We start from the raw sequence: 21,741 nt of genomic DNA on the forward strand, positions 1-21,741 counted from the left end.
CATGCGCGTCTACCTCGGTGCCGATCACGCCGGATATGAACTCAAGCAGGCCATCGTCGAGCATTTGAAGCAGAACGGTCACGAGCCGATCGACTGCGGTGCTTTCACCTACGACGCCGAGGACGACTACCCGGCGTTCTGCATCGCGGCCGCCGCCAAGACCGTGGCCGATCCCGGCAGCCTGGGCATCGTGCTCGGCGGGTCGGGCAACGGTGAGCAGATCGCGGCGAACAAGGTCCCGGGTGCGCGGTGCGCGCTGGCCTGGAGCACCGAAACCGCCGCGCTGGCCCGCGAGCACAACAACGCCCAGCTGATCGGCATCGGTGGCCGGATGCACACCACCGAGGAGGCGTTGGCCATCGTCGACGCGTTCCTGACCACGAAGTGGTCGGAGGCCGATCGGCATCAGCGGCGCATCGACATTCTCGCCGACTACGAGAAGTCGCACGAAGCTCCGGCCGTGCCGGGCGCCTAGGCACCACCTGTATGCCCGAGGGGCACACGCTGCATCGGTTGGCCCGGTTGCACCAGCGTCGCTATGGCCGCGCGCCCGTGCGCGTCGGCAGCCCGCAGGGTCGCTTCACCGACGGCGCGGCCCTGGTGGACGGTCGCGTGCTGCGCAAGGCCACGGCCTGGGGCAAGCACCTGTTCCACCATTACGACGGCGCCAAGGTGGTGCACATCCACCTCGGCCTCTACGGGTCCTTCGGTGAGTTCGCGACCACCGACATCCCCGACCCGGTCGGGCAGGTACGGATGCGGATGATCGGTGCCGACTACGGCACCGACCTGCGTGGCCCCACGGTGTGTGAGGTGATCGCCGAGGCCGAGATCGGCGACGTCGTTGCCAAACTCGGGCCCGACCCCCTGCGCCCGGATGCCGACCCCAGCCTGGCCTGGAGTCGAATCACCAAGTCCCGCAGGGCGATCGGCGCGCTGCTGATGGACCAGTCGGTGCTGGCCGGGGTGGGCAACGTCTACCGAAGCGAACTGCTGTACCGACACCGCATCGACCCGTACCGGTCCGGCGTGACGATCGGGGCCGACGAGTTCGACGCCATGTGGCGCGACCTGGTGGCATTGATGAAGGTGGGCGTGCGGCGCGGCAAGATCGTCGTAGTCCGTCCCGAGGACGACCACGGCGCGCCAGCGTACGGGCCCGGGCGGCCGAGAACCTATGTGTATCGCCGGGCCGGCGAGGTGTGCCGGGTGTGCGGCACCGAGGTCCGCACCGCCGTCGTCGAGGGACGCAACCTGTTCTGGTGCCCCACCTGCCAGACCTAGATTCCTCTGCGCCGAGACTGCGGGGAGGTCGACATCCGGCGCCAGACTTCGCGTTCACCGCAGTCGCGCCGGGACCGGAATCTGGACTCGCCCCGATCTCAGGGCGAAAGAATGCGCGCTGACCTGGATAATTGCTGAGTGGAATTGATTCTCGTCGTCGTCGGCGCCATCGTGGTCACTGCTATGGCTCACCGGCGTGGGCTGGAACCCGCGCTCATCATCGTCATGGTCGGCATCGCGGTGTCGTTCCTGCCGGGCTTCGAAGCGCCTGAACTGGATTCGCACATCCTGCTCACCGTGGTTCTCCCCCCGCTGTTGTATTCGGCCGCGCTCGACTTCTCGTTCCCCACCTTCATGCGGAACATCAAACCCATCCTCGGCCTGGGTGTCGGTCTCGTGGTGGTCACTGCGGTGGTCGTCGCGGCCGTGTCCTCATGGCTCGTGGTGGTGCCACTGACCTTTGCCACCGCACTGGTTCTCGGTGCCGTGGTGGCCCCGCCGGATGCAGTCACCGCCGTGGCGGTCGGCCGCAAACTCGGCCTGCCCAAGCGCATGATGGCCATCCTCACCGGCGAGAGCCTCATCAACGACGCGGCCGCGCTGACGCTGTTCTCCATCGCGGTCGCCCAAGTGGTCGGCACGCACACCTTCATCGAGAACCCGGTGCTGCTGTTCAGCTACAGCGCGGTGGTGGGCCCACTGGTTGGAGCACTCCTCGGCTACGTGACACTGTGGATCCGGCGGCGCCTGGCCAACCCGGGACTCGAGACCATTCAGGGTCTGTTGGTGCCGTTCGCGGCGTTCATCGCCGCCGAACACATCCACGCCTCCGGCGTGCTCGCCGTCGTCGTCGCGGGGTTCGTCGTGGGCAACGGCGCCCTGGGCGCCGGTTATCAGACCCGCCTGCAGGAACGCTACGTGTGGAATTCCGTGGACGTACTCCTCGAGGCGTTTGTGTTCGCCTACATCGGATTACACCTCCGGTTCGTGCTCGAGGACCTGCGTGAGGCCCACGAGTCGCTGGCGCAGGTCGCTCTGGCGTCCGGGGTGGTGCTGCTGATCGTCCTCGTCATCCGCCCGCTGTCGGTGTTCCTGATGTTCGGCCGAGGTCTCCTGTCCCATCAGGTCGAGAAGCGGTTCAGTGTGCCGGCACCGCCCGGCGGACGCGGTGCGCTCGGGGTGCGCCGCCGCAGCAGACCGGTGGCCAAGTGGAGGTCGATGATCGACCGACGCAGGCTGACCTGGCAGGAGAACCTCGTGGTGTCCTGGACGGGGATGCGCGGCGTGGTCACTTTGGCCGCCGCCGCGGCCATCCCAGCCACGACGGTCAGCGGCGAGCCGTTCCCCGAACGGGCCACGATCCAGGCGATCGCCTTCGTCGTCAGCGTCGGCACCCTTCTGTTGCAGGGGTGGACGCTGCCGTTCCTGATCCGGCGACTCCGGTTGTCCCGGTTCAACGACGACCACGATGCCGACCGCAACGAGGAGATCAAGGCCGAACACGTCGTGTACTCGGCGGCCGATCAGGTGTTGACGGAGTTCCGGGCCAACCCGCCAGCCGGGATGGATCCGCGCGTGCTCGCCGAGATCGGGGAACGCGTGGCCCGGCACTCGCAGGATGCCGACGAGATGCCCGACCCTGAGGCGCACACCAAGCGGTCGGCCGTGTTCTCGGCGCTGTACCGCGATGTGCTGGCGGCACAGCGCGCCGCGCTGATCATCGAGCGCGACGAGGGCCGCATCGAGGACGAGGCCGTGCGGGCCATGCTGGACCGCCTCGACCTTCAGGAGGCCGGCGTGTCCGCGCGGTTGGAGAGCCGCCTGTAGGTCGCTCGGCAGCCGTCAGAGGGTCAGAAGTCGAACCCGCCGAAATCCCCGCCGCCGAAGTCGCCGCCGCCACCGAAATCTCCCCAGCCTCCGCCGTCACCGCCGCCGCCATCCCAGCCGCCGCCGCCGTCGCCGCCGTCGAAGCCACCACCGTCACCGGCTTCCAGACCCTGGTCGAAGCCCTCGCCGTAGCCGTCCTCGAACGCCTGGGCGTCATAGTTCACTCCGGACATACCGGAGAACAGCGCGCTGAACAGCAGCACCGAACCCATACCCCACGCGCCGGCGACCAGAGCGGGCTTCCACCAGGGCTCGGAGTACCAGCCGGCGGGCACGGGCCGGCCGGCCACCCGACCGCCGGGGTAGTAGTTCGGGGTGCGCTGCGACGGCGTGGGGGAGGCTTCGATCTCACGCCCCTCGACCTGGACCCGACGGTCCTCGGTCACGGTCCCAGCCGACTTCTGGCCTGCCAGCGTCTCCAGTTCGGGTCCGGGGTCCATGCCCATCGCGACCCGCGCCGCACGCACGTAGTAGAGGCCCTCGAGCGCACTCTCCTTGGACAGCAGCGCCTGCTTGGCGGTCGTGGCCTGTTCGATCTGAGACGACGCCGCGGTGTACCGCTCCGAGGCGTCGGCCATGGCCTGCTTGGACGCATCGTCGTTGCCGGACAGGTTGAGCACCTGACCGCCGAGACGGTCGATGACCCGCCGGGCGTCGGCCTTGGCGTCGGCCAGCGACGTGGCCGCGCGGCGGCCCGAGGCCTGCGACGAGCTGTAGACGGCGAGGCCGATCGCCACGACAACCACCAGGATGAGGATCAGCAGGGCGCCATTCATGCGTCCAGCGTACTCACAGCAAGTGGCGGTTTCGCGCAACGCGAAACCGCACCCGCGTCACTCGTATGTCACGCCCAAGGCCGCGTACACCTCGTCGGACAGTGCCACCGACCGCGGATCGGCGTTGCACTTGGTCGCGTCGAAGTGGTTCATGATGTACGCGTAGCCGATCCGGTGCTCGAGATCGACGAACGCGAACGATCCGCCGGATCCGCCGTGGCCGAACGAGAGTCGGTTGGGCCCGGCGACACTCCGCTGGTTGAGCATGTAGCCCAACCCCCAACCGTGGTCGGCCACTCGCGGTCCCAGCACGACGTCGTCGTCGAAACCGCCCTGGGACAGCCGGATTCGGTTCATATGCTCCCGAGTGAGCAGCTTCTCGCAGGCCATCGCGTTGTAGAACGTCGCCATTCCCAGCGCCGACACGTGAGCGTTGGTGCCCGGGAATTCCGCTGCACGCCAAGACGTCAGGTCGTGGGATCCGAGTTCGTCGTCGGGGACGAAGCCCATCGCGACTGCCAAACCGGCCATCGGATGTTCGTCGAGGGACTGCGGATGCGTCGGCGCCTGACCGGCGGCCAGCACGTCGCGGATGTGCGGTTTGTTGACCATCTCCGCGCAGCGCCGATGCATTGCGGGCGGCAGGCCGATGTGCACGTCGGCCCCGATCGGTTCGGCGATCTCGGTGCGCAGGTACTGGCCGAGCGTTCGACCCGTCACCCGGCGGACCACCTCACCGAGGATGATGCCGAAGCTGACCATGTGATAGCCCTGCGCCGCACCCGGTTGCCACCAGGGTCGGGCGGCGGCGAGGGCGGCGCAGACGGCCTCCCAGTCGGTGACCTCCTGCCACGACATCGGGCGTTGCGGTGCGATCACCCCGGAGCGGTGGCCCAGCACCATCGCCAGCGTGATGGACTCCTTTCCGGCCTGGCCGAATTCGGGCCAGTAGCGGGCGACAGGCGCGTCGAGCTCCACTTCACCGCGTTCGGCCAGCAGATGGACGCAGGTGCTGGTCAGGCCCTTGCTGCCGGAGAAGACACTGGCCAGCGTGTTCTGGCGCCACGGGCGACGGCGGGCGGCGTCGGCATGTCCGCCCCAGAGGTTGACGACCAGTTCGCCGTCGACCCACACCGCGACGGCCGCGCCGACCTCGTCACCACGCGAGAAATTGCGTTCGAAAGCCGCACGGACACCATCGAACTTCGATGCACATGATCCTGCGGTGCGGGCCTCGTCGGGCATCTCACCGAATGTACGGACCACTGGGGCCGCACACGATGATCCACAGTCAATCGCAAGCGTTTCGAGACGTCGCCGTGACCGGACCCCACCGGCCTACAGTGGCGGATATGGCGACGATCCGCCTCGTCCAGGGAGACATCACCTCCGAATCCGCTGATGCCATCGTCAACGCGGCCAACTCGTCGCTCCTCGGTGGCGGGGGAGTCGACGGTGCGATCCACCGCCGCGGCGGTCCGGCGATCCTGGCCGAGTGCCGCCGACTGCGCGAAACGGACTATCCGGCCGGCCTGCCCACCGGGCAGGCGGTCGCCTCCACCGCCGGAGACCTCAACGCGCGCTGGGTGATCCACACGGTCGGCCCCGTCTGGTCGCAGTCGGAGGACCGTTCGGCGCTGCTCGCGTCGTGCTATCGCGAATCCCTGCGTGTCGCAGGCGAACTCGGTGCCTCGACGGTGGTTTTTCCGGCGATCTCGACGGGCGTGTACGGCTGGCCCATGGACGACGGGGCCCGGATCGCGATCGAGACGGTCCGGTCCTTCGCCCATGTGGTCGAGGAGGTGCGGTTCGTGCTGTTCGACGCGCACGGCTATCGGGCGTTCGAGACCGCGCTGAGCTGAATATCAGGTCTGACGTCGGCGCGGCGCTGGGGCCTGTCCCGGCCCCTGGCAGGCGACCACCACCACTTCGGCGGTCTCCTCGCCGAGTTGTCGCAGCTTGTGCGGTGCTGACGCATCGAAGTACACGCAGTCCCCGGTCTCGAGCGCGATGATGCGGCCGTCGTGATTGAGCTCCACCGCACCGCGGTGGACGAAAATGAACTCCTGGCCGACGTGGGTGGTGTGGGCGTGGGTTGTGAACGTCCGGCCCGGGCGCACCACGAATGGCGACATGGTCTTGCCCAGCATGCCCGCCGCGATGGCGTGGTTGCGCTCCGTGCCGCGATCGGAGGCCCGTTCCACGCTGATGGTCGTCGCTTCGGTATCGCTGGAGAACAACTGCGCCACATCGACATCGAGCGCACGAGAGATCTTCAGTGCGGCCGCGATTGAGGGGACGCTCTGTCCTCTCTCGACCTTGGAAAGATAGCTCTTGGTCAGCCCGGTGTCGGCCGCCAGGTCATCCAGTGTCAGACCGCGCTGTTGGCGGACGGCACGCAACACTCCACTCACAGCCGCCAGAATACCCCATTGACGATATGACACAAGGTGTCCTACAGTCTCCAACGTGTCATGAAGACGTGAACACGGAAGGAGACATCAAGATGGCAAGCACCCTGCATGATTCGAAGAGTGACCTGATGCGACGCGCCCTCGACGGCCTGTCCCGCAACGTCGCCGAGTCTGATCTGACGATTCGGGAGAAGCTCGCGCTGACGTGCCGCGCGCTGTTCGACGCCGGACATGACTCGGGTCTCGCGGGTCAGATCACCGCCCGCGCGGAGGTTCCCGGGACGTACTACACGCAGCGTCTCGGACTCGGCTTCGACGAGATCACCGCCGGGAACCTGCTGCTGGTCGACGAGGACCTCAATGTTCTCGACGGTGATGGAATGGCCAACCCTGCCAACCGCTTCCACTCCTGGATCTACCGGGCCCGGCCGGACGTGAACTGCATTGTGCACACCCACCCGTTCCACGTGGCGGCGCTGGCCATGCTTGAGGTTCCGCTGATCGTCTCGCAGATGGACATCGCGCCGTTGTACGACGACTGCGCCTTCCTGGCGGATTGGCCGGGCGTGCCGGTCGGCAACGAGGAGGGCGAGATCATCTCGGCCGCCCTCGGCGACAAGAAGGCGATCCTGCTGGCCCACCACGGGCACGTCGTCGCCGGGGCGACTGTCGAGGAGGCCTGCTCGTTGGCGATGCTGATTGAACGCGGCGCCAAGCTGCAGCTCGCCGCCATGGCGGCAGGCACCATCGCGGAACTGCCCGATCGACTGGCCCGCGAGGCCCACGACTGGACGCTCAAGCCCAAGCGCAGCGAGGCCAACTTCGCCTACTACGCCCGCCGCGCCCTCGTCCGCCATCCCGACGCACTCGACAGCTGACCCCACACCACCCGGAGGAGACCCCTGATGACCAACAGCACCGAAATCCACGGCATCATCGCCTATCCCGTCACGCCGTTCACCGAGGACGGTGAGAGTGTCGACACCGGCAGGCTCGCCGCGCTCGTCGAGCAGCTGGTGTCCACGGGAGCCCACGCCATCGCCCCACTGGGCAGCACCGGGGAGTCGGCGTACTTGACCGAGACCGAGTTCGACACCGTCGTCGACACCACCGTCGGGGTGGTCAACGGCCGCGTCCCCGTGATTGTCGGAGTCTCTGACCTGACGACCGCCAACACCATTCGGCGCGCCAAGCATGCGCAGCGGGCGGGCGCGGACGCGCTGATGATCCTGCCGGTGTCCTACTGGAAGCTCACCGACCGCGAGATCGCCCAGCACTACGCCAGCGTCGCTGCGGCCGTCGAGCTGCCGATCATGGCCTACAACAACCCCGCGACCAGCGGTGTCGACATGAGTCCCGAGCTGATCGTCGAGATGTTCACCGACATCGACAACCTGACCATGGTCAAGGAGTCCACGGGTGACCTCACGCGCATGCAGCGCATCAAGGAGCTGTCCGACGGGGAGTTGCCGTTCTACAACGGCAGCAACCCGCTGGTGCTCGACGCCCTGACCGAGGGTGCGGCCGGATGGTGCACGGCGGCGCCGAATCTGCGGCCGCAGCCGTGCCTGGATCTGTACGCCGCGGTCCGCAGTGGAAACCGGGGCCGCGCCCAGGAGATCTACGACGATCTGGCGCCGCTGCTGCGCTTCATCGTCGCCGGTGGACTGCCCACCACCGTCAAGGCCGGACTCGAACTTCTCGGCACCGACGTCGGCGCACCGCGCCCACCCCTGCTGCCGTTGGACTCCGCCGGCCGCACCGAACTCAAGACCATGTTGGCGGAGGACTAGACCATGCCGAATCAATGTCCCTTCAGCGGACTGACCACTGCCGCAGGCGCTCCCGTCGTTGACAACCAGGACAGCATGACCGCCGGTGCGCGCGGGCCGATGCTGCTCCAGGACGTCTGGTTCCTGGAGAAGATGGCCCACTTCGATCGTGAGGTGATCCCGGAACGTCGCATGCACGCCAAGGGGTCGGGGGCCTACGGCACCTTCACGGTCACCCACGACATCACCCGCTACACCAGGGCGGCACTCTTCGCCGAGGTCGGCAAGGCCACCGACACGTTCGTCCGGTTCTCGACAGTCGCCGGCGAACGCGGCGCCGCCGACGCCGAACGCGACATCCGCGGATTCGCCGTCCGCTGCTACACCGAGGAGGGCAACTGGGACCTCGTGGGCAACAACACCCCGGTGTTCTTCATGCGGGACCCGCTCAAGTTCCCGGACCTCAACCATGCGGTGAAACGCGACCCGCGGACCAACCTGCGTAGCCCGCAGAACAATTGGGACTTCTGGACCCTGCTGCCCGAGGCGCTGCACCAGGTCACGATCATCATGAGTGAGCGCGGCATACCGGCCAGCTACCGGCATATGCACGGCTTCGGCTCGCACACCTTCAGCATGCTCAATGAGGCGAACGAACGGCACTGGGTCAAGTTCCACTGGCGGACCCAACAGGGCATCCGAAACCTGACCGACGCACAGGCCCAGGACCTGGTCGGCCGGGACCGCGAGAGTCACCAGCGTGATCTGTACACCGCCATCGAGAACGGCGACTTCCCACGCTGGACTCTGTACATCCAGGTCATGCCGGAGGCCGACGCCGCGACGGTGCCGTACCACCCGTTCGACCTGACCAAGGTGTGGCCGAAATCGGACTATCCGCTCCTCGAGGTCGGTGAACTCGAACTCAACCGCAACCCCGAGAACTACTTCGCCGAGGTCGAGCAGGCCGCGTTCAACCCGGCCAACGTCGTTCCTGGCATAGGGTTCTCGCCGGACAGGATGCTGCACGGCAGGTTGTTCTCCTACGGCGACACGCAGCGCTACCGCTTAGGGGTCAACCACCACTCGATCCCCGTCAACGCGCCACGGTGCCCGGTGGGCAGCTACCACCGTGACGGTGCGATGCGCGTCGACGGCAACGCCGGCTTCACCCTCGGATACGAGCCCAACAGCTTCGGGGTGTGGAGCCAGCAGGCGCAGTACGCCGAGCCCGCGCTGAAAATCGAAGGTGCGGCCGATCATTGGGATTTCCGCAAGGACGACGACAACTACTTCGAGCAGCCCGGCAACCTGTTCCGCTCGATGAACGCCGCGCAGCGGCAGGTGCTGTTCGACAACACCGCCCGCGCCATCGCGGGTGCGTCCCCGGAAGTTCAACAGCGCCACATCGACAACTGCACGCAGGCCGACCCCGCATACGGCGCGGGAGTCGCGGCGGCGATCGCGGCCCTGACCGTGCGGGCCGATGAGTGACGCACGAGTGCTGGCCGTCTCGGTCGGGCGCGTCCAGTCACTGCCGTGGCGGGGTCGGGTGGTCTCGACCGCCATCGCCAAAGCCAGCACGTCGGAATCGGTGTGGGTCGGCCGCCTCGGTCTGGCCGGAGATGAACAGGGGGACCGGGAACATCACGGGGGTCTGGACAAGGCGGTGATGGCCTATTCCGGCGAGCACTACCCGGCGTGGAGCGACGCCCTCGGCCCAGTGAGCTATCCGGCGTTCGGGGAGAACCTCACCACCTTCGGCCTTCTCGAGAGTGACGCCGTCATCGGTGCCGTCTACCAGGTCGGCACGGTGCTGCTGCAGGTCACGCAACCGCGCCGGCCCTGCTACAAACTGTCGGCCTTTCACGGCATTGACAAGCGCGCGGGGGACGTGGCTGTGGAGGTCCAGCGATCCGGACGCACCGGCATGTACTTCCGCGTTCTGGGGCCGGGTCGGCTGCGAGCCGGAGACCGGCTGCATCTTCTCTCACGTCCGCGGCACGGCATCACCGCCGCTGAAGTGCACCGAGTCCTCAACATCGACCGCACCGATCGCGCCGGCGCCGGACGACTGCTTGAGCACCCCGACGTACTCCCTGCGGCCTGGCGGGCGCTGCTGCACCGGCGGCTGGCGGGGGAGCACGAGGAACAGGCCGCACGTCTGTACGGAACCACCACCGCAACAACACCATCGGTAACGACAAAGGAGTCATCATGACCGTGGACACTGCAATTGCCGGCTACACCTACGAGGATCCCGCTCTCGCCCCCTCGCCGGTCACGGCCCAAGACCTCGAGTAGCTGTCGGCCAGTCTGCTGTTCGGGCCTGACGACCAGGCCGCCCTGCGCACGGCCGGTGAAGTGCTGGCGGGACAGACCGAGGCCATCCTCGACGTCTGGTACGGCTTCGTCGGCTCCCATCCGCAGCGCGGGGTCAGGCTTCGCACGCAATTCCGTCGCCGTCGCGGTCTCCGCCGGACCAGTAGTAGTCGCTGCCCTGCGGGATGTTGTAGTGGCCGGCCTGCTTGGCCTCGGTGCAGTTGCGGAACGGCGCTTCTGCCGTGGCCGACGGTGCTCCGGCGAGTGCGGCCAGGACCAGCGTCGCGGCGATCATTGAAGTGCGAAACACGCTCTCCCCCTTTGGATGTTAAATTTACGTTCGCGTCATGCTGGCCGTACCCTAGTGCGGACCGGGTCAAGATCGCCAGCGTTTTCGCGATTTCAGTCTGGTCGCCTCCGGCGGACGTCGCCGTCCTCGTTTCCAGATTCGACCCGGCTGCCTCCCGTCGTCGATTGCTGACGTGTCCGCCGGCGATCGCTGTTCTTTGTCCCGGCCGGCCCCGCCAGGCCCATGCGGTGGCCTTCAGTGTGATCAACCGGGGCGAGCGCATGAAGCGGCGAACGATGCAGGGGATGGCCGAAGTAGTGGTGGTGCTCGGGGCCGGGGCGGTGGGGTCGCGCGGTGGCGGTGGGCGGGGCCTGTTCAGCGGGACGTACGTCGTCGCTCAGTTTGGCGACTCGGTCCTCGTCGCCTTGGAGTTTCCGGAAGGCGATGCCGTCGGTACGGGACTGGAGGCACGGCGTCAGAAACTGGATTGGCAACTGGCTGGCAACGAACGCAGGAGATCCCCGGCTGCGGGACGGGCGCCGGCACTCCGACAGCGGTGGCCGGCGGCCACGTGCGGGAGTTGACGGGTGTCGGCCGGGACGTGCCCCGCCGCGAACCTGACCGCGGTCTGGTCACGCGTCGGGGACTGAACCGGGCGCCGGGGAGGGGCTGTGTGGGCTGCGCGGGCGGATCACCCCCGATAAAACAACAGGTCAGGCCATAAAACGGCCTGACCTCTTGTTTTCTCAGAGCGGGCGACGGGAATCGAACCCGCGTAGCTAGTTTGGAAGACTAGGGCTCTACCATTGAGCTACGCCCGCGTGTTGTGCTCGAGCCAGAACTGTACGGCCCGTCCGAGATCATATTCAACTCAGGTCCCGGTCACGGCTTTGCGTGTCCCAGGTGACTTGGCTCTGTGCTGCATGCAGGCCGTAGGATGCCGTGGGCTTTCCTAACGAACGTCCGACCAGCATTCGGGGTGTAGCGCAGCTTGGTAGCGCATCCGCTTTGGGAGCGGAAGGCCGCAGGTTCAAATCCTGTCACCCCGACCGAGTACGACCCGTAAGACGCCCAGATAGACCCATCCGAGGAGTTAGCGAAGTGAAGAGCACCGTCGAGCAGTTGAGCCCCACCCGGGTGCGCCTGAACGTGGAGGTCCCGTTCGACGAGCTCGAACCCGATTTCGATCGCGCGTTCAAGCAGTTGGCCCAGCAGGTCCGGCTGCCCGGCTTCCGTCCCGGCAAGGCCCCGCGCAAGCTGCTCGAGGCCCGCGTCGGCCGCGCCGCAGTGCTCGAGCAGGTCGTCAACGACGCGCTGCCGGCCCGCTACAGCGAGGCCGTCACCTCCACCGAGGTCAAGCCGCTGGGCCAGCCCGAGATCGAGATCACCAAGCTCGAGGACGGCCAGGAACTGGTGTTCACCGCTGAGGTCGACATCCGCCCCGAGATCACGCTGCCCGACCTGAGCGCCCTGAAGATCACGGTCGACCCGGTCGAGGTCGCCGACGAGGACGTCGAGAAGGAACTGGAGTCGCTGCGCGCCCGGTTCGGCACCCTCAAGAGCGTCGAGCGCGCGGTCGCCAACGGTGACTTCGTGTCGATCGACCTGTCGGCCACCGTCGAGGGTGAGGACGTGCCCGAGGCCAAGACCGAGGGCCTGTCGCACGAGGTGGGCTCGGGTCAGCTCATCGAGGGCCTCGACGACGCCATCATCGGCCTGTCGGTCGACGAGACCAAGGTTTTCACCACCAAGCTCGTGGCGGGCCCGCACGCCGGCCAGGACGCGGAGGTGACCGTCACGGTCAAGTCCGTGAAGGAACGTGAACTGCCCGAGGCCGACGACGAGTTCGCTCAGCTGGCCAGCGAGTTCGACACCATCGACGAGCTCAAGAACAACCTCACCGAGCAGGTGACCCGCTTCAAGAGCATCCAGCAGGCCGAGAAGATCCGCGACGCCGCGCTGGAGACCCTGCTCGAGCAGGTCGAGGTGCCGCTGCCCGAGAAGATCGTGCAGGCCCAGATCGACGACACCGTGCACAACGCGATTCACGGTCTGGACCACGACGAGGCCAAGTTCGAGGAGGCGCTCAAGGAGCAGGGCTCCTCGCGCGAGGAGTTCGACGCCGACACGCGCAGCAACGCCGAGAAGGCCGTCAAGACCCAGCTGCTGATGGACGCCATCGCCGACGACCTGGACATCCAGGTCGGCCAGCAGGACATCACCGAGCGCCTGGTGCTCATGTCGCGTCAGTACGGCATCGAGCCGCAGCAGCTCATCCAGCTCCTGCAGCAGAACAACCAGCTCCCGGCCATGTACGCCGACGTGCGTCGTGGGCTGACGGTGGCCGCGGTCGTCGAGGCCGCGACGGTCACCGACACGGCGGGCAACGTGATCGACACCACCGAGTTCTTCGGCTCCGGTGACGACGCGGCCGACGAGGACGAGGCTGATGAGGCTGAGGCTGATGAGGCCGCCGCTGCAGAGGACGCCGACACCAACGCGTGAAGCTGTGAGCGAAAGCGCGTGTCCTCCGGCATGCGCACCGCCGCAGGTTCGTTAGTGTCGGTCGAGAACACATACGAGAAAGCAGGTAGCCGTGACTGAAATGCGTTCCGGTGCGATGGGCCTGAACCTTACGGATTCGGTCTATGAGCGGTTGCTCGCCGAGCGGATCATCTTCCTGGGCACCCAGGTCGACGATGACATCGCCAATCGGCTCTGCGCGCAGATTCTTCTGCTCGCCGCCGAGGATCCGACCAAGGACATCAACCTCTACATCAACTCGCCGGGTGGTTCGGTGACGGCCGGTATGGCCATCTACGACACCATGGTGCTGGCACCCTGCGACGTCGCGACCTACGCGATGGGTCTGGCCGCCTCGATGGGTGAGTTCCTGCTCGCTGCGGGCACCAAGGGCAAGCGGTTCGCCCTGCCGCACGCGCGGATCATGATGCACCAGCCGTCCGCCGGCATCGGTGGCAGCGCCGCCGACATCGCGATCCAGGCCGAGCAGTTCGCTCTGACCAAGAAGGAGATGAACCGGCTCAACGCCGAGTTCACCGGCCAGTCGCTGGAGCGCATCGAGGCCGACGCGGATCGTGACCGCTGGTTCACCGCGTCGGAGGCCCTCGAGTACGGCTTCGTCGACCACATCATCACCCGCGCCCACTTGAACGGGAGTGCCTCATGACCCAGTCTCACATCGGCGCTCAGGCTCCGCACGGCATGGCCGCGCCCTCGCCGCAGTCGCGCTACATCCTGCCGTCGTTCATCGAGCACTCCAGCTTCGGTGTCAAGGAGTCCAACCCGTACAACAAGCTGTTCGAGGAGCGCATCATCTTCCTCGGTGTGCAGGTGGACGACGCGTCGGCCAACGACATCATGGCCCAGCTTCTGGTGCTCGAGTCGCTGGATCCCGACCGCGACATCACGATGTACATCAACTCCCCGGGTGGGTCGTTCACGTCGCTGATGGCGATCTACGACACCATGCAGTACGTCCGCGCCGACATCCAGACCGTGTGCCTGGGCCAGGCCGCGTCGGCCGCCGCCGTGCTGCTGGCCGCGGGCACACCCGGCAAGCGGATGGCGCTGCCGAACGCCCGCGTCCTGATCCACCAGCCCGCCGTCGGCGGTGCGATCCAGGGTCAGGTCTCCGATCTGGAGATCCAGGCCGCTGAGATCGAGCGCATGCGCACTTTGATGGACACCACGCTGGCGCGACACACGGGTCGTGCGCCCGAGCAGATCCGCAAGGACACCGACCGCGACAAGATTCTGACGGCCGAAGAGGCCAAGGAATACGGCATCATCGACACCGTGCTGGAGTACCGCAAGCTGTCCGCTCAGCTCGCCTGACCGCCAGAACACAGACTCGACCCCGGTTCGCATCGCGAGCCGGGGTCGAGTGTTTGGCGCCCCCGGGCGGATGCGACGTTCCTTAATTGCCGTTTGTGTCAAAACTGCCTCCCTGGCGATGGTCAGGTGAGATCCTTGATCCGTCAAGAACCTGTGGGAGGTGGCAGTGATGCCGATCAACGGACGACGCGTGACGCTGGTAGCGCTGACGTTTGGTGCCGCGCTGTGCACGCAGGCGGTGTCGCCTGCCATCAGCATGGCCGAAGATCCGGTGTGTCCGGTCGGGATGTACTGGAACCCGGCAGTGGTCCAATGCCTGCCCTACGGAGTGAACCCCGTCCTCGGCCCGGCCGGTCCGGTAGGGGTTGGCGGTGTCGGTCCTGTCGGCCCCGGTCCTGTCGGCCCCGGTCCTGTCGGCCCCGGTCCTGTCGGCCCCGGTCCTGTCGGCCCCGGCCCGGTTGGACCCGGTCCGGTCGGCCCCGGACCAGCCGGGCCTGGGGGACTGGGTCCTCGTTAACGTCAGCGGCTGAACGTGGTCGCGCCGTCGCCGATCACACTCCCAGTTGCGCGGTGCCGCCCAGGGCGGCCCAGCGATGAAGCCGCCAGCGTCCAGCCGCATCGCATCGATACAGATCGGGCGCGCCAGGTTCGGTCCACCGGCCGTTCGATGACGCTGAACAATGTGTGACGCCGATCCACACGAGCACGGTGCTGCCAGGCTGGGTGTGTGGTCCACCACCGGCAGCGGCCGGCCGGCGATCGTGTGGTGATCCGGGCCGGGTCGAGGACCGGAGTCCGAGCGTCGGCAGGGGCCGGAGAAAGGCCTGTCGGGTCCGGTACGGCGCCGGGCGGAGGCGACCGGCGCGGGCCGGTATCGGCCTTATCGGCGCGACCAGGTGTTTCGTCCTGGCAGGTATCCTGGGGCTCGGTGTGAACATGCGTTTCGACCGCATTTGCGTAACTAGGACAACACGCGCGGGACACGACCAGCGTGCCGTCGGGCAACAGCTCACCGCGAGAGATATGTTCTCCTGCACGCGAACAAACGGCACCGCCGCGATTCGGCCCTTCGGTCGCCCCGCGACGGAGCTAGCGGGTAGCGTCGGGTTTACACCCGGGGCAACCCATCAATGAGTGACTGCTACAGGAAGTAGGACCCCCCCACATGGCGCGCATCGGAGACGGCGGTGACCTGCTGAAGTGCTCGTTCTGCGGAAAGAGTCAGAAGCAGGTCAAGAAGCTCATTGCGGGCCCCGGCGTATACATCTGTGACGAATGCATCGACCTGTGCAACGAGATCATCGAGGAAGAGCTTGCTGACGCCGATGACGTCAAGCTCGATGAACTCCCCAAGCCGGCCGAGATCCGCGAGTTCCTCGAGGGTTACGTCATTGGTCAGGACACTGCCAAGCGGACGCTGGCCGTCGCGGTCTACAACCACTACAAGCGAATCCAGGCAGGCGAGAAGGGCGGCCGGGACGGGCGCTCGTCGGAGTCGGTCGAGCTGGCCAAGTCCAACATCTTGATGCTCGGCCCGACGGGCTGCGGCAAGACCTACCTGGCGCAGACGCTGGCCAAGATGCTCAACGTTCCGTTCGCCATTGCCGACGCCACAGCGCTCACCGAGGCTGGTTATGTGGGCGAGGATGTCGAGAACATCCTGCTCAAGCTCATCCAGGCCGCCGACTACGACGTCAAGCGCGCCGAGACCGGCATCATCTACATCGACGAGGTCGACAAGATCGCCCGCAAGAGCGAGAACCCGTCGATCACGCGCGATGTGTCGGGTGAGGGTGTGCAGCAGGCGCTGTTGAAGATCCTGGAGGGCACGCAGGCCTCGGTGCCCCCGCAGGGCGGCCGCAAGCACCCGCATCAGGAGTTCATCCAGATCGACACCACGAACGTGCTGTTCATCGTGGCGGGCGCGTTCGCGGGCCTGGAGAAGATCGTCTCGGATCGGGTCGGCAAGCGCGGTCTGGGCTTTGGCGCCGAGGTGCGTTCGAAGGCCGAGATCGACACCCAGGACCACTTCGCCGAGGTGATGCCCGAGGATCTGATCAAGTTCGGCCTGATCCCCGAGTTCATCGGTCGTCTGCCCGTCGTGGCGTCGGTGACCAACCTGGACAAGGAATCGCTGGTGCAGATTCTGTCCGCCCCGAAGAACGCCCTGGTCAAGCAGTACACCAGGCTCTTCGAGATGGACGGTGTCGAACTGGAGATGACGCCCGAGGCCCTCGACGCGATCGCCGATCAGGCCATCCATCGCGGCACCGGTGCTCGCGGTCTGCGCGCCATCATGGAAGAGGTGCTCCAGCCCGCGATGTATGACATCCCCAGCCGCGACGACGTCGCCAAGGTGGTCGTCACCAAGGAGACCGTCCTCGACAACGTGCTGCCGACGATCGTGCCGCGTAAGCCCTCGCGTTCCGAGCGTCGGGATAAGTCCGCCTGACGACGATCAAGCGGCGAGGTACGAGCCGCGTTGAGGAGTCAGGCGAATAGGGACCGCCTAACGCCCTCGGCCACGCCGAAATTGCATCCAGGGTCGTGAATCCGCGAGGATCACGACCCTGAATGCATTTTCGAGGAGACTGCGCCCGCTCAGTCGTGCTTGATGCGGTCGGGTCGGCTGTAGATGTTCATCGACTCGCCGCGCAGAAACGCCACCAGCGTCAACCCGGACTGGCTGGCCAGGTCCACCGCCAGAGACGACGGCGCCGACACGGCGGCCATGATCGGGATGCCCGCCATCACGGCCTTCTGCGTCAGCTCGAACGACGCCCGCCCGCTGACCAGCAGCACCGTGCCGGTCAAGGGAATCCGGTTGTCCTCCAGCGCCCAGCCGATGACCTTGTCGACCGCGTTGTGCCGGCCGATGTCCTCCCGGGTCACCAGCAGTTCGCCGTCAGGGGTGAACAGCGCTGCTCCGTGCAGGCCTCCGGTGCTCGCGAAAACCTTCTGCGCCGCCCGCAGTTTGGCGGGCAACTCGACCAGAGTGGCGGCTGAGACGACGGTGGGATCGTCGCCGGGAGCGTGGCGGCTGACGGCGGCGACGGCATCCAGCGATGCCTTGCCGCAGATGCCGCACGACGACGTGGTGTAGAAGTTGCGACGCAGGTCCACGTCGGGCAGTGGCACACCGGGGGCCAACGTCACGTCGAGGACGTTGTAGGTGTTGGCGCCGTCCTCCGTCGCGCCCCTGCAGTACCGGACGTTCGACACCTCGGCGCGCGCGGCGATGATCCCCTCGGTGAGCAGAAATCCCTGCGCGAGTTCAACATCCGAACCCGGTGTGCGCATGGTGACGGTCAGTGGAGTGCCGTTGAGGCGGATCTCCAGCGGTTCTTCGACGGCCAGGGTCTCCGGTCGCTGTGTGATCTGGGTGGACGACAGGTGGGTGGCCCGCCGCCGTGCGGTCACCCGGCCCACACCGGCTCCAAGCGGATCACGACGGCCTTGGACACCGGCGTGTTGGACCGAGCGGCCGTGTGGTCGAGAGGCACCAGTGGATTGGTCTCCGGGTAGTAGGCGGCCGCGTTGCCTGCCGGTGTCGAATACGGCACCACCAGAAAGTCTTTCGCGACCCGTTCCTCTCCGTCGAACTCGGAGATCAGATCGACGCGGGCGCCGTCGGCGAGGCCGAGTGCCTCGATGTCGGCGGGGTTGACGAACACCACCCGGCGGCCGCCCTTCACGCCGCGGTAGCGGTCGTCGAGGCCGTAGATGGTGGTGTTGTACTGGTCGTGGCTGCGCAGGGTCTGCAGGATCAGCCGTCCCGGCGGCACCGGAACCCACTCCAGTGGGTTGACCGAGAAGTTGGCTTTACCTGTGTGAGTGGGGAATTCGCGCGAGTCACGCGGCGGGTGGGGGAGCTGGAACCCGTCGGGCTGCCGCACCCGCCTGTTGTAGTCAGTGCAGCCCGGCACGACGTCGGCGATCGCATCGCGGATGCGGTCGTAGTCGCTCATCATCGACTCCCACGGCACCGGGTGATCCGGGCCCAAGACCTGACGCGCGAGTTGGCACAGGATCGCGACCTCGCTGCGCACCTCACTGCTCGGGGGCTGCAGGCTGCCGCGGGACAAGTGCACCACGGACATCGAATCCTCCACGGACACCAACTGTTTCCCGGCGGCCTGGATGTCCTTGTCGGTGCGGCCCAGCGTCGGCAGGATCAGCGCGGTGCGTCCGTGTACGACATGGCTGCGGTTGAGCTTCGTCGAGATCTGGACCGTGAGGTCGCAGCGGCGCAGTGCGGCCTCGGTGACCTCGGTGTCGGGGCTGGCCGAGACGAAGTTGCCGCCCATCGCGATGAAGGTCTTCGCCCGTCCGTCGCGCATCGCGCGGATCGCGTCGACCGTGTCGTACCCGTGCCGCCGCGGACTCTTGATCCCGAACTTGGCGTCCAGCGCGGCCAGGAAGGGCTCCGGCATCTTCTCCCAGATGCCCATGGTGCGGTCACCCTGGACGTTGGAATGGCCACGCACCGGGCAGACGCCAGCCCCGGGCTTTCCGATCATGCCGCGCATGAGCAGCAGGTTGGTGGCCTCGCCGATGGTGGCCACGGCGTGCCGCTGCTGGGTCAGCCCCATCGCCCAGCAGACCACGGTGCGCTCGGACTCGATCAGCATCTGCGCCACCCGCTGGATCTGGGCGAGCGGGATTCCGGTGGCCTCAACGACCGTGTCGAGGTCGACGGCCCGGGTCTGAGCCTCGTAGTCGTCGAAACCCGCGCAGTGCGTGGCGATGAACTCGCGGTCGACCACTGTGCCCGGCGCGGCGTCGTCGGCTTCGAGCAGCAGGCGCCCGAGCCCGGCGAACAGGGCCATGTCACCGCCGATGCGGATCTGGACGAACTCGTCGGTGAGGGCGACGCCGTCGCCGACGACGCCGTGCACCTTCTGCGGATCCTTGAAGCGCATCAGGCCGGCTTCGGGCAGGGGATTGATCGCGATGATCTTGGCGCCGTTGGCCTTCGCCGTCTCCAGCACCGACAGCATGCGCGGATGGTTGGTTCCGGGGTTCTGGCCCGCGATGACGATGCAGTCGGCGTGCTCGAGGTCGAGCACCGAGACCGAACCCTTGCCGATTCCGATCGCGTCGACCAGTGCCGTTCCCGACGACTCATGGCACATGTTGGAGCAGTCCGGCAGGTTGTTGGTGCCGAAGCTGCGGACCAGCAGTTGGTAGAGGAACGCGGCTTCGTTGCTGGTCCGGCCCGAGGTGTAGAAGAGGGCCTGATCGGGGTCGTCGAGGGCGTTGAGGTGCTCGGCGATCAGCCGGTAGGACTCGTCCCAGGAGATCGGCCGGTAATGCGTGTCGCCGGGGCGCAGCACCATCGGATGGGTGAGCCGCCCCTGCTGTGAGAGCCAGTACTCGGGCTTCTCCGACAACTCGGCCACCGAATGCCGGGCGAAGAACTCCGGCGTCACGGTGCGTTTGGTGGCCTCCTCGGCGACGGCCTTGGCGCCGTTCTCACAGAACTCGGCGGGTTTGCGGCCTCCGGGAGCCTCTGGCCACGCGCATCCCGGGCAGTCGAAACCGTGCCGCTGGTTGAGCCGCGTCAGCGTCGCCGCGGTCCGCAGCGCGCCCATCTGCTGCAGGCCGCGATTCAGGGAGACCAGCACCGCCTTGACGCCCGCGGCCTCGCCTTTGCGGCCGGTGGCGACCACCGCATGCTCATCGTAGGAGGCGTCGATGTCCTGGTCCGGGTGCCGGCGAGATCCCATATCCCAAGCCTAAGCCGCCTGCCAACAACGTCGGGGATCAGGGCCTCAGAACTGTTCGACAAGCTAAGATCATGGGATGAAGGCAGCCAGTATTGCGTTTGCCGCAGTAGCTGTGGCATTGGGATTGGCCGCGCCGGCACAGGCCGACCCGGACACCGATTTCACCAATGCACTGCACATCTACGGCATCTACGGGCAGAAGGACTACAACGCCTGGATCGGCAAGATCGCGTGTAAACGCCTTGCTCGGGGCGTCGACGCGGACGCGTTCGCCTCGGCGGAGTTCGTGCTCGACCAGCTGGACAAGGGCAGCACCACTGAACAGGCGTGGCAGTTCTTGGGTCTGGCCATCCCCACCTACTGCCCGGACAAGCAGTACGTCCTGCAGCAGGCGGCCGGTCAACCCGTTGCTCCGCCTGCCGATGTGTCCGGCCCGGTCCTGCCGGCTGAGCGGGGCTAGTGACCACCCAGGGAGGGAATATGTTCGACCACAAGCGGTTCAAGGGAGTGCTGCGTGCGGGGGTGGCAGCCATGGCGGTCAGCGCCGGTTTGGCGGCCGTACCCGGTATCGCCGCGGCCGACAGCACCGATGACTATCCGATTCCGAACCGGATACTCAAGACCACATGCACCGTCGACCAGTACATGGCGGCGGTTCGGGACACCAGTCCGGTGTACTACGAGCGCTACATGATCGACTACAACAACCGCCCGCTCGACGTGCAGCAGGGGGCGCGGGACCGGATCTACTGGTTCTTCTCGCTGGACTACGCCGGTCGCCGGCAGTACTCGGAGAACACCGCCACCAACGTCTACTTCGAGCAGATGGCGACGCGGTGGGGCAACTGGGCCAAGCTGTTCTTCAACAACAAGGGCGTCGCGGCCCACGCGACCGATGTCTGCAACGAATACCCGGTCTCTGACCCGGCTGTGTGGACCTGGATGCTGTAGGCGTCTCAGACTTTTGATTACGTGGGCGCGGCGAAAGCCGCGCCCACGTAGTCGTTTCCGGGCCGTTTCTGGGGCTGGACATGCGCCGAGGCTGTCGTTGCCGTGCGAAAGTGCGAGTACGCATCGCGGCAACTACAGCCTCGTGAGCAAAAAAATCCGCCTAGCCGCCGCCGGTGACGGGGTTCGAGGTCAGCGGCATGAAGGCGCCGTTGAGCCATACGCCCCAGCGGCCACCCCAGCCCGAGAACCAGACGACGGGTTGGCCCTGCCAGAACTCGGCAGGTTTCGGCGGTGCCCATGCCGGCGGAACCTCGCCCACGACTGGTGCGGGCGGCGGCGGAGGTGGGGGAGTGGCACTGGCCAGCGTTGCTCCCAGCCCCAGTGCGGCCGCGGTGAGACCGCCCGCCATGGCGACGGCGGACAAGGCGGTCTTGATCGAACTCATGTATTGCCTCCCAG

General features: G+C 66.8%; 22 protein-coding genes and 2 tRNA genes. 16 read left to right on the plus strand and 8 right to left on the minus strand.

Annotated features, from left to right (window positions below; translation table 11 throughout):
* Position 1 precedes the first annotated feature (1 nt).
* The 3 genes from G6N34_RS06580 (at position 2) to G6N34_RS06590 (ending at position 3,111) form a co-directional block, all read left to right on the plus strand.
* Positions 2-475, plus strand: a complete 474-nt coding sequence (locus tag G6N34_RS06580) for a ribose-5-phosphate isomerase (RefSeq protein WP_085153046.1) — start codon at positions 2-4, stop codon at positions 473-475.
* Positions 476-486: 11 nt separating this feature from the next.
* On the plus strand, positions 487-1,284 hold the full coding sequence (locus G6N34_RS06585) for an Fpg/Nei family DNA glycosylase (RefSeq protein ID WP_085153048.1): 798 nt from the start codon (positions 487-489) through the stop codon (positions 1,282-1,284).
* A gap of 138 nt (positions 1,285-1,422) precedes the next feature.
* Entirely contained in the window at positions 1,423-3,111 is a 1,689-nt protein-coding gene (locus G6N34_RS06590) for a cation:proton antiporter (protein ID WP_085153050.1), read from the plus strand.
* Between the two features lie 23 nt (positions 3,112-3,134).
* Here G6N34_RS06590 and G6N34_RS06595 read toward each other — a convergent pair whose 3' ends face one another.
* Entirely contained in the window at positions 3,135-3,947 is an 813-nt protein-coding gene (locus G6N34_RS06595; protein ID WP_085153052.1) for a hypothetical protein, read from the minus strand.
* Between the two features lie 57 nt (positions 3,948-4,004).
* Entirely contained in the window at positions 4,005-5,192 is a 1,188-nt protein-coding gene (locus G6N34_RS06600) for a serine hydrolase domain-containing protein (protein WP_085153311.1), read from the minus strand.
* A 107-nt stretch (positions 5,193-5,299) separates the two neighbouring features.
* On the opposite strand from G6N34_RS06600, the gene G6N34_RS06605 reads away from it, so the two are divergent.
* On the plus strand, positions 5,300-5,809 hold the full coding sequence (locus G6N34_RS06605; RefSeq protein ID WP_085153054.1) for an O-acetyl-ADP-ribose deacetylase: 510 nt from the start codon (positions 5,300-5,302) through the stop codon (positions 5,807-5,809).
* Between the two features lie 3 nt (positions 5,810-5,812).
* On the opposite strand, the gene G6N34_RS06610 is transcribed toward G6N34_RS06605, so the two are convergent.
* Positions 5,813-6,361, minus strand: a complete 549-nt coding sequence (locus tag G6N34_RS06610) for a helix-turn-helix domain-containing protein (RefSeq protein ID WP_085153056.1) — start codon at positions 6,359-6,361, stop codon at positions 5,813-5,815.
* 92 nt (positions 6,362-6,453) lie between these two features.
* Between G6N34_RS06610 and G6N34_RS06615 the strand changes: the two genes are divergently transcribed.
* The 4 genes from G6N34_RS06615 to G6N34_RS06630 are packed head-to-tail and all read left to right on the plus strand — an operon-like array spanning position 6,454 to position 10,354.
* The gene (locus G6N34_RS06615) at positions 6,454-7,239 is read left to right on the plus strand and encodes an aldolase (RefSeq protein ID WP_085153313.1); all 786 of its coding nucleotides are present in this window, start codon (positions 6,454-6,456) and stop codon (positions 7,237-7,239) included.
* Between the two features lie 27 nt (positions 7,240-7,266).
* Positions 7,267-8,154, plus strand: a complete 888-nt coding sequence (locus G6N34_RS06620) for a dihydrodipicolinate synthase family protein (protein WP_085153058.1) — start codon at positions 7,267-7,269, stop codon at positions 8,152-8,154.
* Positions 8,155-8,157: 3 nt separating this feature from the next.
* Positions 8,158-9,627, plus strand: a complete 1,470-nt coding sequence (locus tag G6N34_RS06625) for a catalase (RefSeq protein ID WP_085153060.1) — start codon at positions 8,158-8,160, stop codon at positions 9,625-9,627.
* Entirely contained in the window at positions 9,620-10,354 is a 735-nt protein-coding gene (locus G6N34_RS06630; RefSeq protein ID WP_085153062.1) for an MOSC domain-containing protein, read from the plus strand. The genes G6N34_RS06625 and G6N34_RS06630 overlap by 8 nt, the downstream gene beginning before the upstream one ends.
* A 216-nt stretch (positions 10,355-10,570) precedes the next feature.
* Here G6N34_RS06630 and G6N34_RS06635 read toward each other — a convergent pair whose 3' ends face one another.
* Both G6N34_RS06635 and G6N34_RS06640 read right to left on the minus strand, forming a co-directional pair.
* Positions 10,571-10,765 (minus strand): excalibur calcium-binding domain-containing protein, encoded by a 195-nt coding sequence (locus G6N34_RS06635; RefSeq protein ID WP_234812962.1) that lies wholly within the window; start codon positions 10,763-10,765, stop codon positions 10,571-10,573.
* Positions 10,766-11,494: 729 nt separating this feature from the next.
* Positions 11,495-11,565: transfer RNA gene (locus G6N34_RS06640), tRNA-Gly, on the minus strand.
* A gap of 154 nt (positions 11,566-11,719) precedes the next feature.
* Here G6N34_RS06640 and G6N34_RS06645 point away from each other — a divergent pair.
* The 6 genes from G6N34_RS06645 (at position 11,720) to clpX (ending at position 17,054) form a co-directional block, all read left to right on the plus strand.
* A tRNA-Pro gene (locus tag G6N34_RS06645) sits at positions 11,720-11,793 on the plus strand.
* Between the two features lie 52 nt (positions 11,794-11,845).
* Positions 11,846-13,249: a trigger factor gene (tig, locus tag G6N34_RS06650; RefSeq protein ID WP_163645342.1), complete on the plus strand. Its 1,404-nt coding sequence runs from the start codon at positions 11,846-11,848 to the stop codon at positions 13,247-13,249.
* 100 nt (positions 13,250-13,349) lie between these two features.
* Positions 13,350-13,934 carry an ATP-dependent Clp protease proteolytic subunit gene (locus G6N34_RS06655; RefSeq protein ID WP_109788555.1) on the plus strand — a complete coding sequence of 195 codons (585 nt, stop codon included), beginning with the start codon at positions 13,350-13,352 and terminating at the stop codon, positions 13,932-13,934.
* A gap of 35 nt (positions 13,935-13,969) precedes the next feature.
* Positions 13,970-14,602, plus strand: coding sequence for an ATP-dependent Clp protease proteolytic subunit (locus tag G6N34_RS06660; RefSeq protein WP_085153315.1), 633 nt, complete (start codon positions 13,970-13,972; stop codon positions 14,600-14,602).
* Between the two features lie 371 nt (positions 14,603-14,973).
* A complete protein-coding gene (locus G6N34_RS27700; protein WP_179965728.1) occupies positions 14,974-15,132 on the plus strand; it encodes a hypothetical protein in 159 nt (52 codons plus the stop codon).
* Between the two features lie 635 nt (positions 15,133-15,767).
* Entirely contained in the window at positions 15,768-17,054 is a 1,287-nt protein-coding gene (gene clpX, locus G6N34_RS06670; protein WP_085153070.1) for an ATP-dependent Clp protease ATP-binding subunit ClpX, read from the plus strand.
* A 149-nt stretch (positions 17,055-17,203) separates the two neighbouring features.
* On the opposite strand, the gene fdhD is transcribed toward clpX, so the two are convergent.
* Together fdhD and G6N34_RS06680 are read right to left on the minus strand one after the other, a co-directional pair.
* Positions 17,204-18,031, minus strand: a complete 828-nt coding sequence (gene fdhD / locus G6N34_RS06675) for a formate dehydrogenase accessory sulfurtransferase FdhD (protein ID WP_085153072.1) — start codon at positions 18,029-18,031, stop codon at positions 17,204-17,206.
* A complete protein-coding gene (locus G6N34_RS06680) occupies positions 18,019-20,331 on the minus strand; it encodes an FdhF/YdeP family oxidoreductase (RefSeq protein ID WP_085153073.1) in 2,313 nt (770 codons plus the stop codon). The genes fdhD and G6N34_RS06680 overlap by 13 nt, the downstream gene beginning before the upstream one ends.
* Before the next feature lie 76 nt (positions 20,332-20,407).
* Between G6N34_RS06680 and G6N34_RS06685 the strand changes: the two genes are divergently transcribed.
* Both G6N34_RS06685 and G6N34_RS06690 read left to right on the plus strand, forming a co-directional pair.
* A complete protein-coding gene (locus G6N34_RS06685; RefSeq protein WP_085153075.1) occupies positions 20,408-20,791 on the plus strand; it encodes a DUF732 domain-containing protein in 384 nt (127 codons plus the stop codon).
* Between the two features lie 71 nt (positions 20,792-20,862).
* A complete protein-coding gene (locus G6N34_RS06690; RefSeq protein WP_109788566.1) occupies positions 20,863-21,282 on the plus strand; it encodes a DUF5078 domain-containing protein in 420 nt (139 codons plus the stop codon).
* Between the two features lie 160 nt (positions 21,283-21,442).
* On the opposite strand, the gene G6N34_RS06695 is transcribed toward G6N34_RS06690, so the two are convergent.
* Positions 21,443-21,727 (minus strand): hypothetical protein, encoded by a 285-nt coding sequence (locus tag G6N34_RS06695; protein ID WP_085153078.1) that lies wholly within the window; start codon positions 21,725-21,727, stop codon positions 21,443-21,445.
* Positions 21,728-21,741: the final 14 nt, after the last annotated feature.

It is taken from the genome of Mycolicibacterium confluentis (assembly GCF_010729895.1).
Lineage (GTDB): Bacteria > Actinomycetota > Actinomycetes > Mycobacteriales > Mycobacteriaceae > Mycobacterium > Mycobacterium confluentis.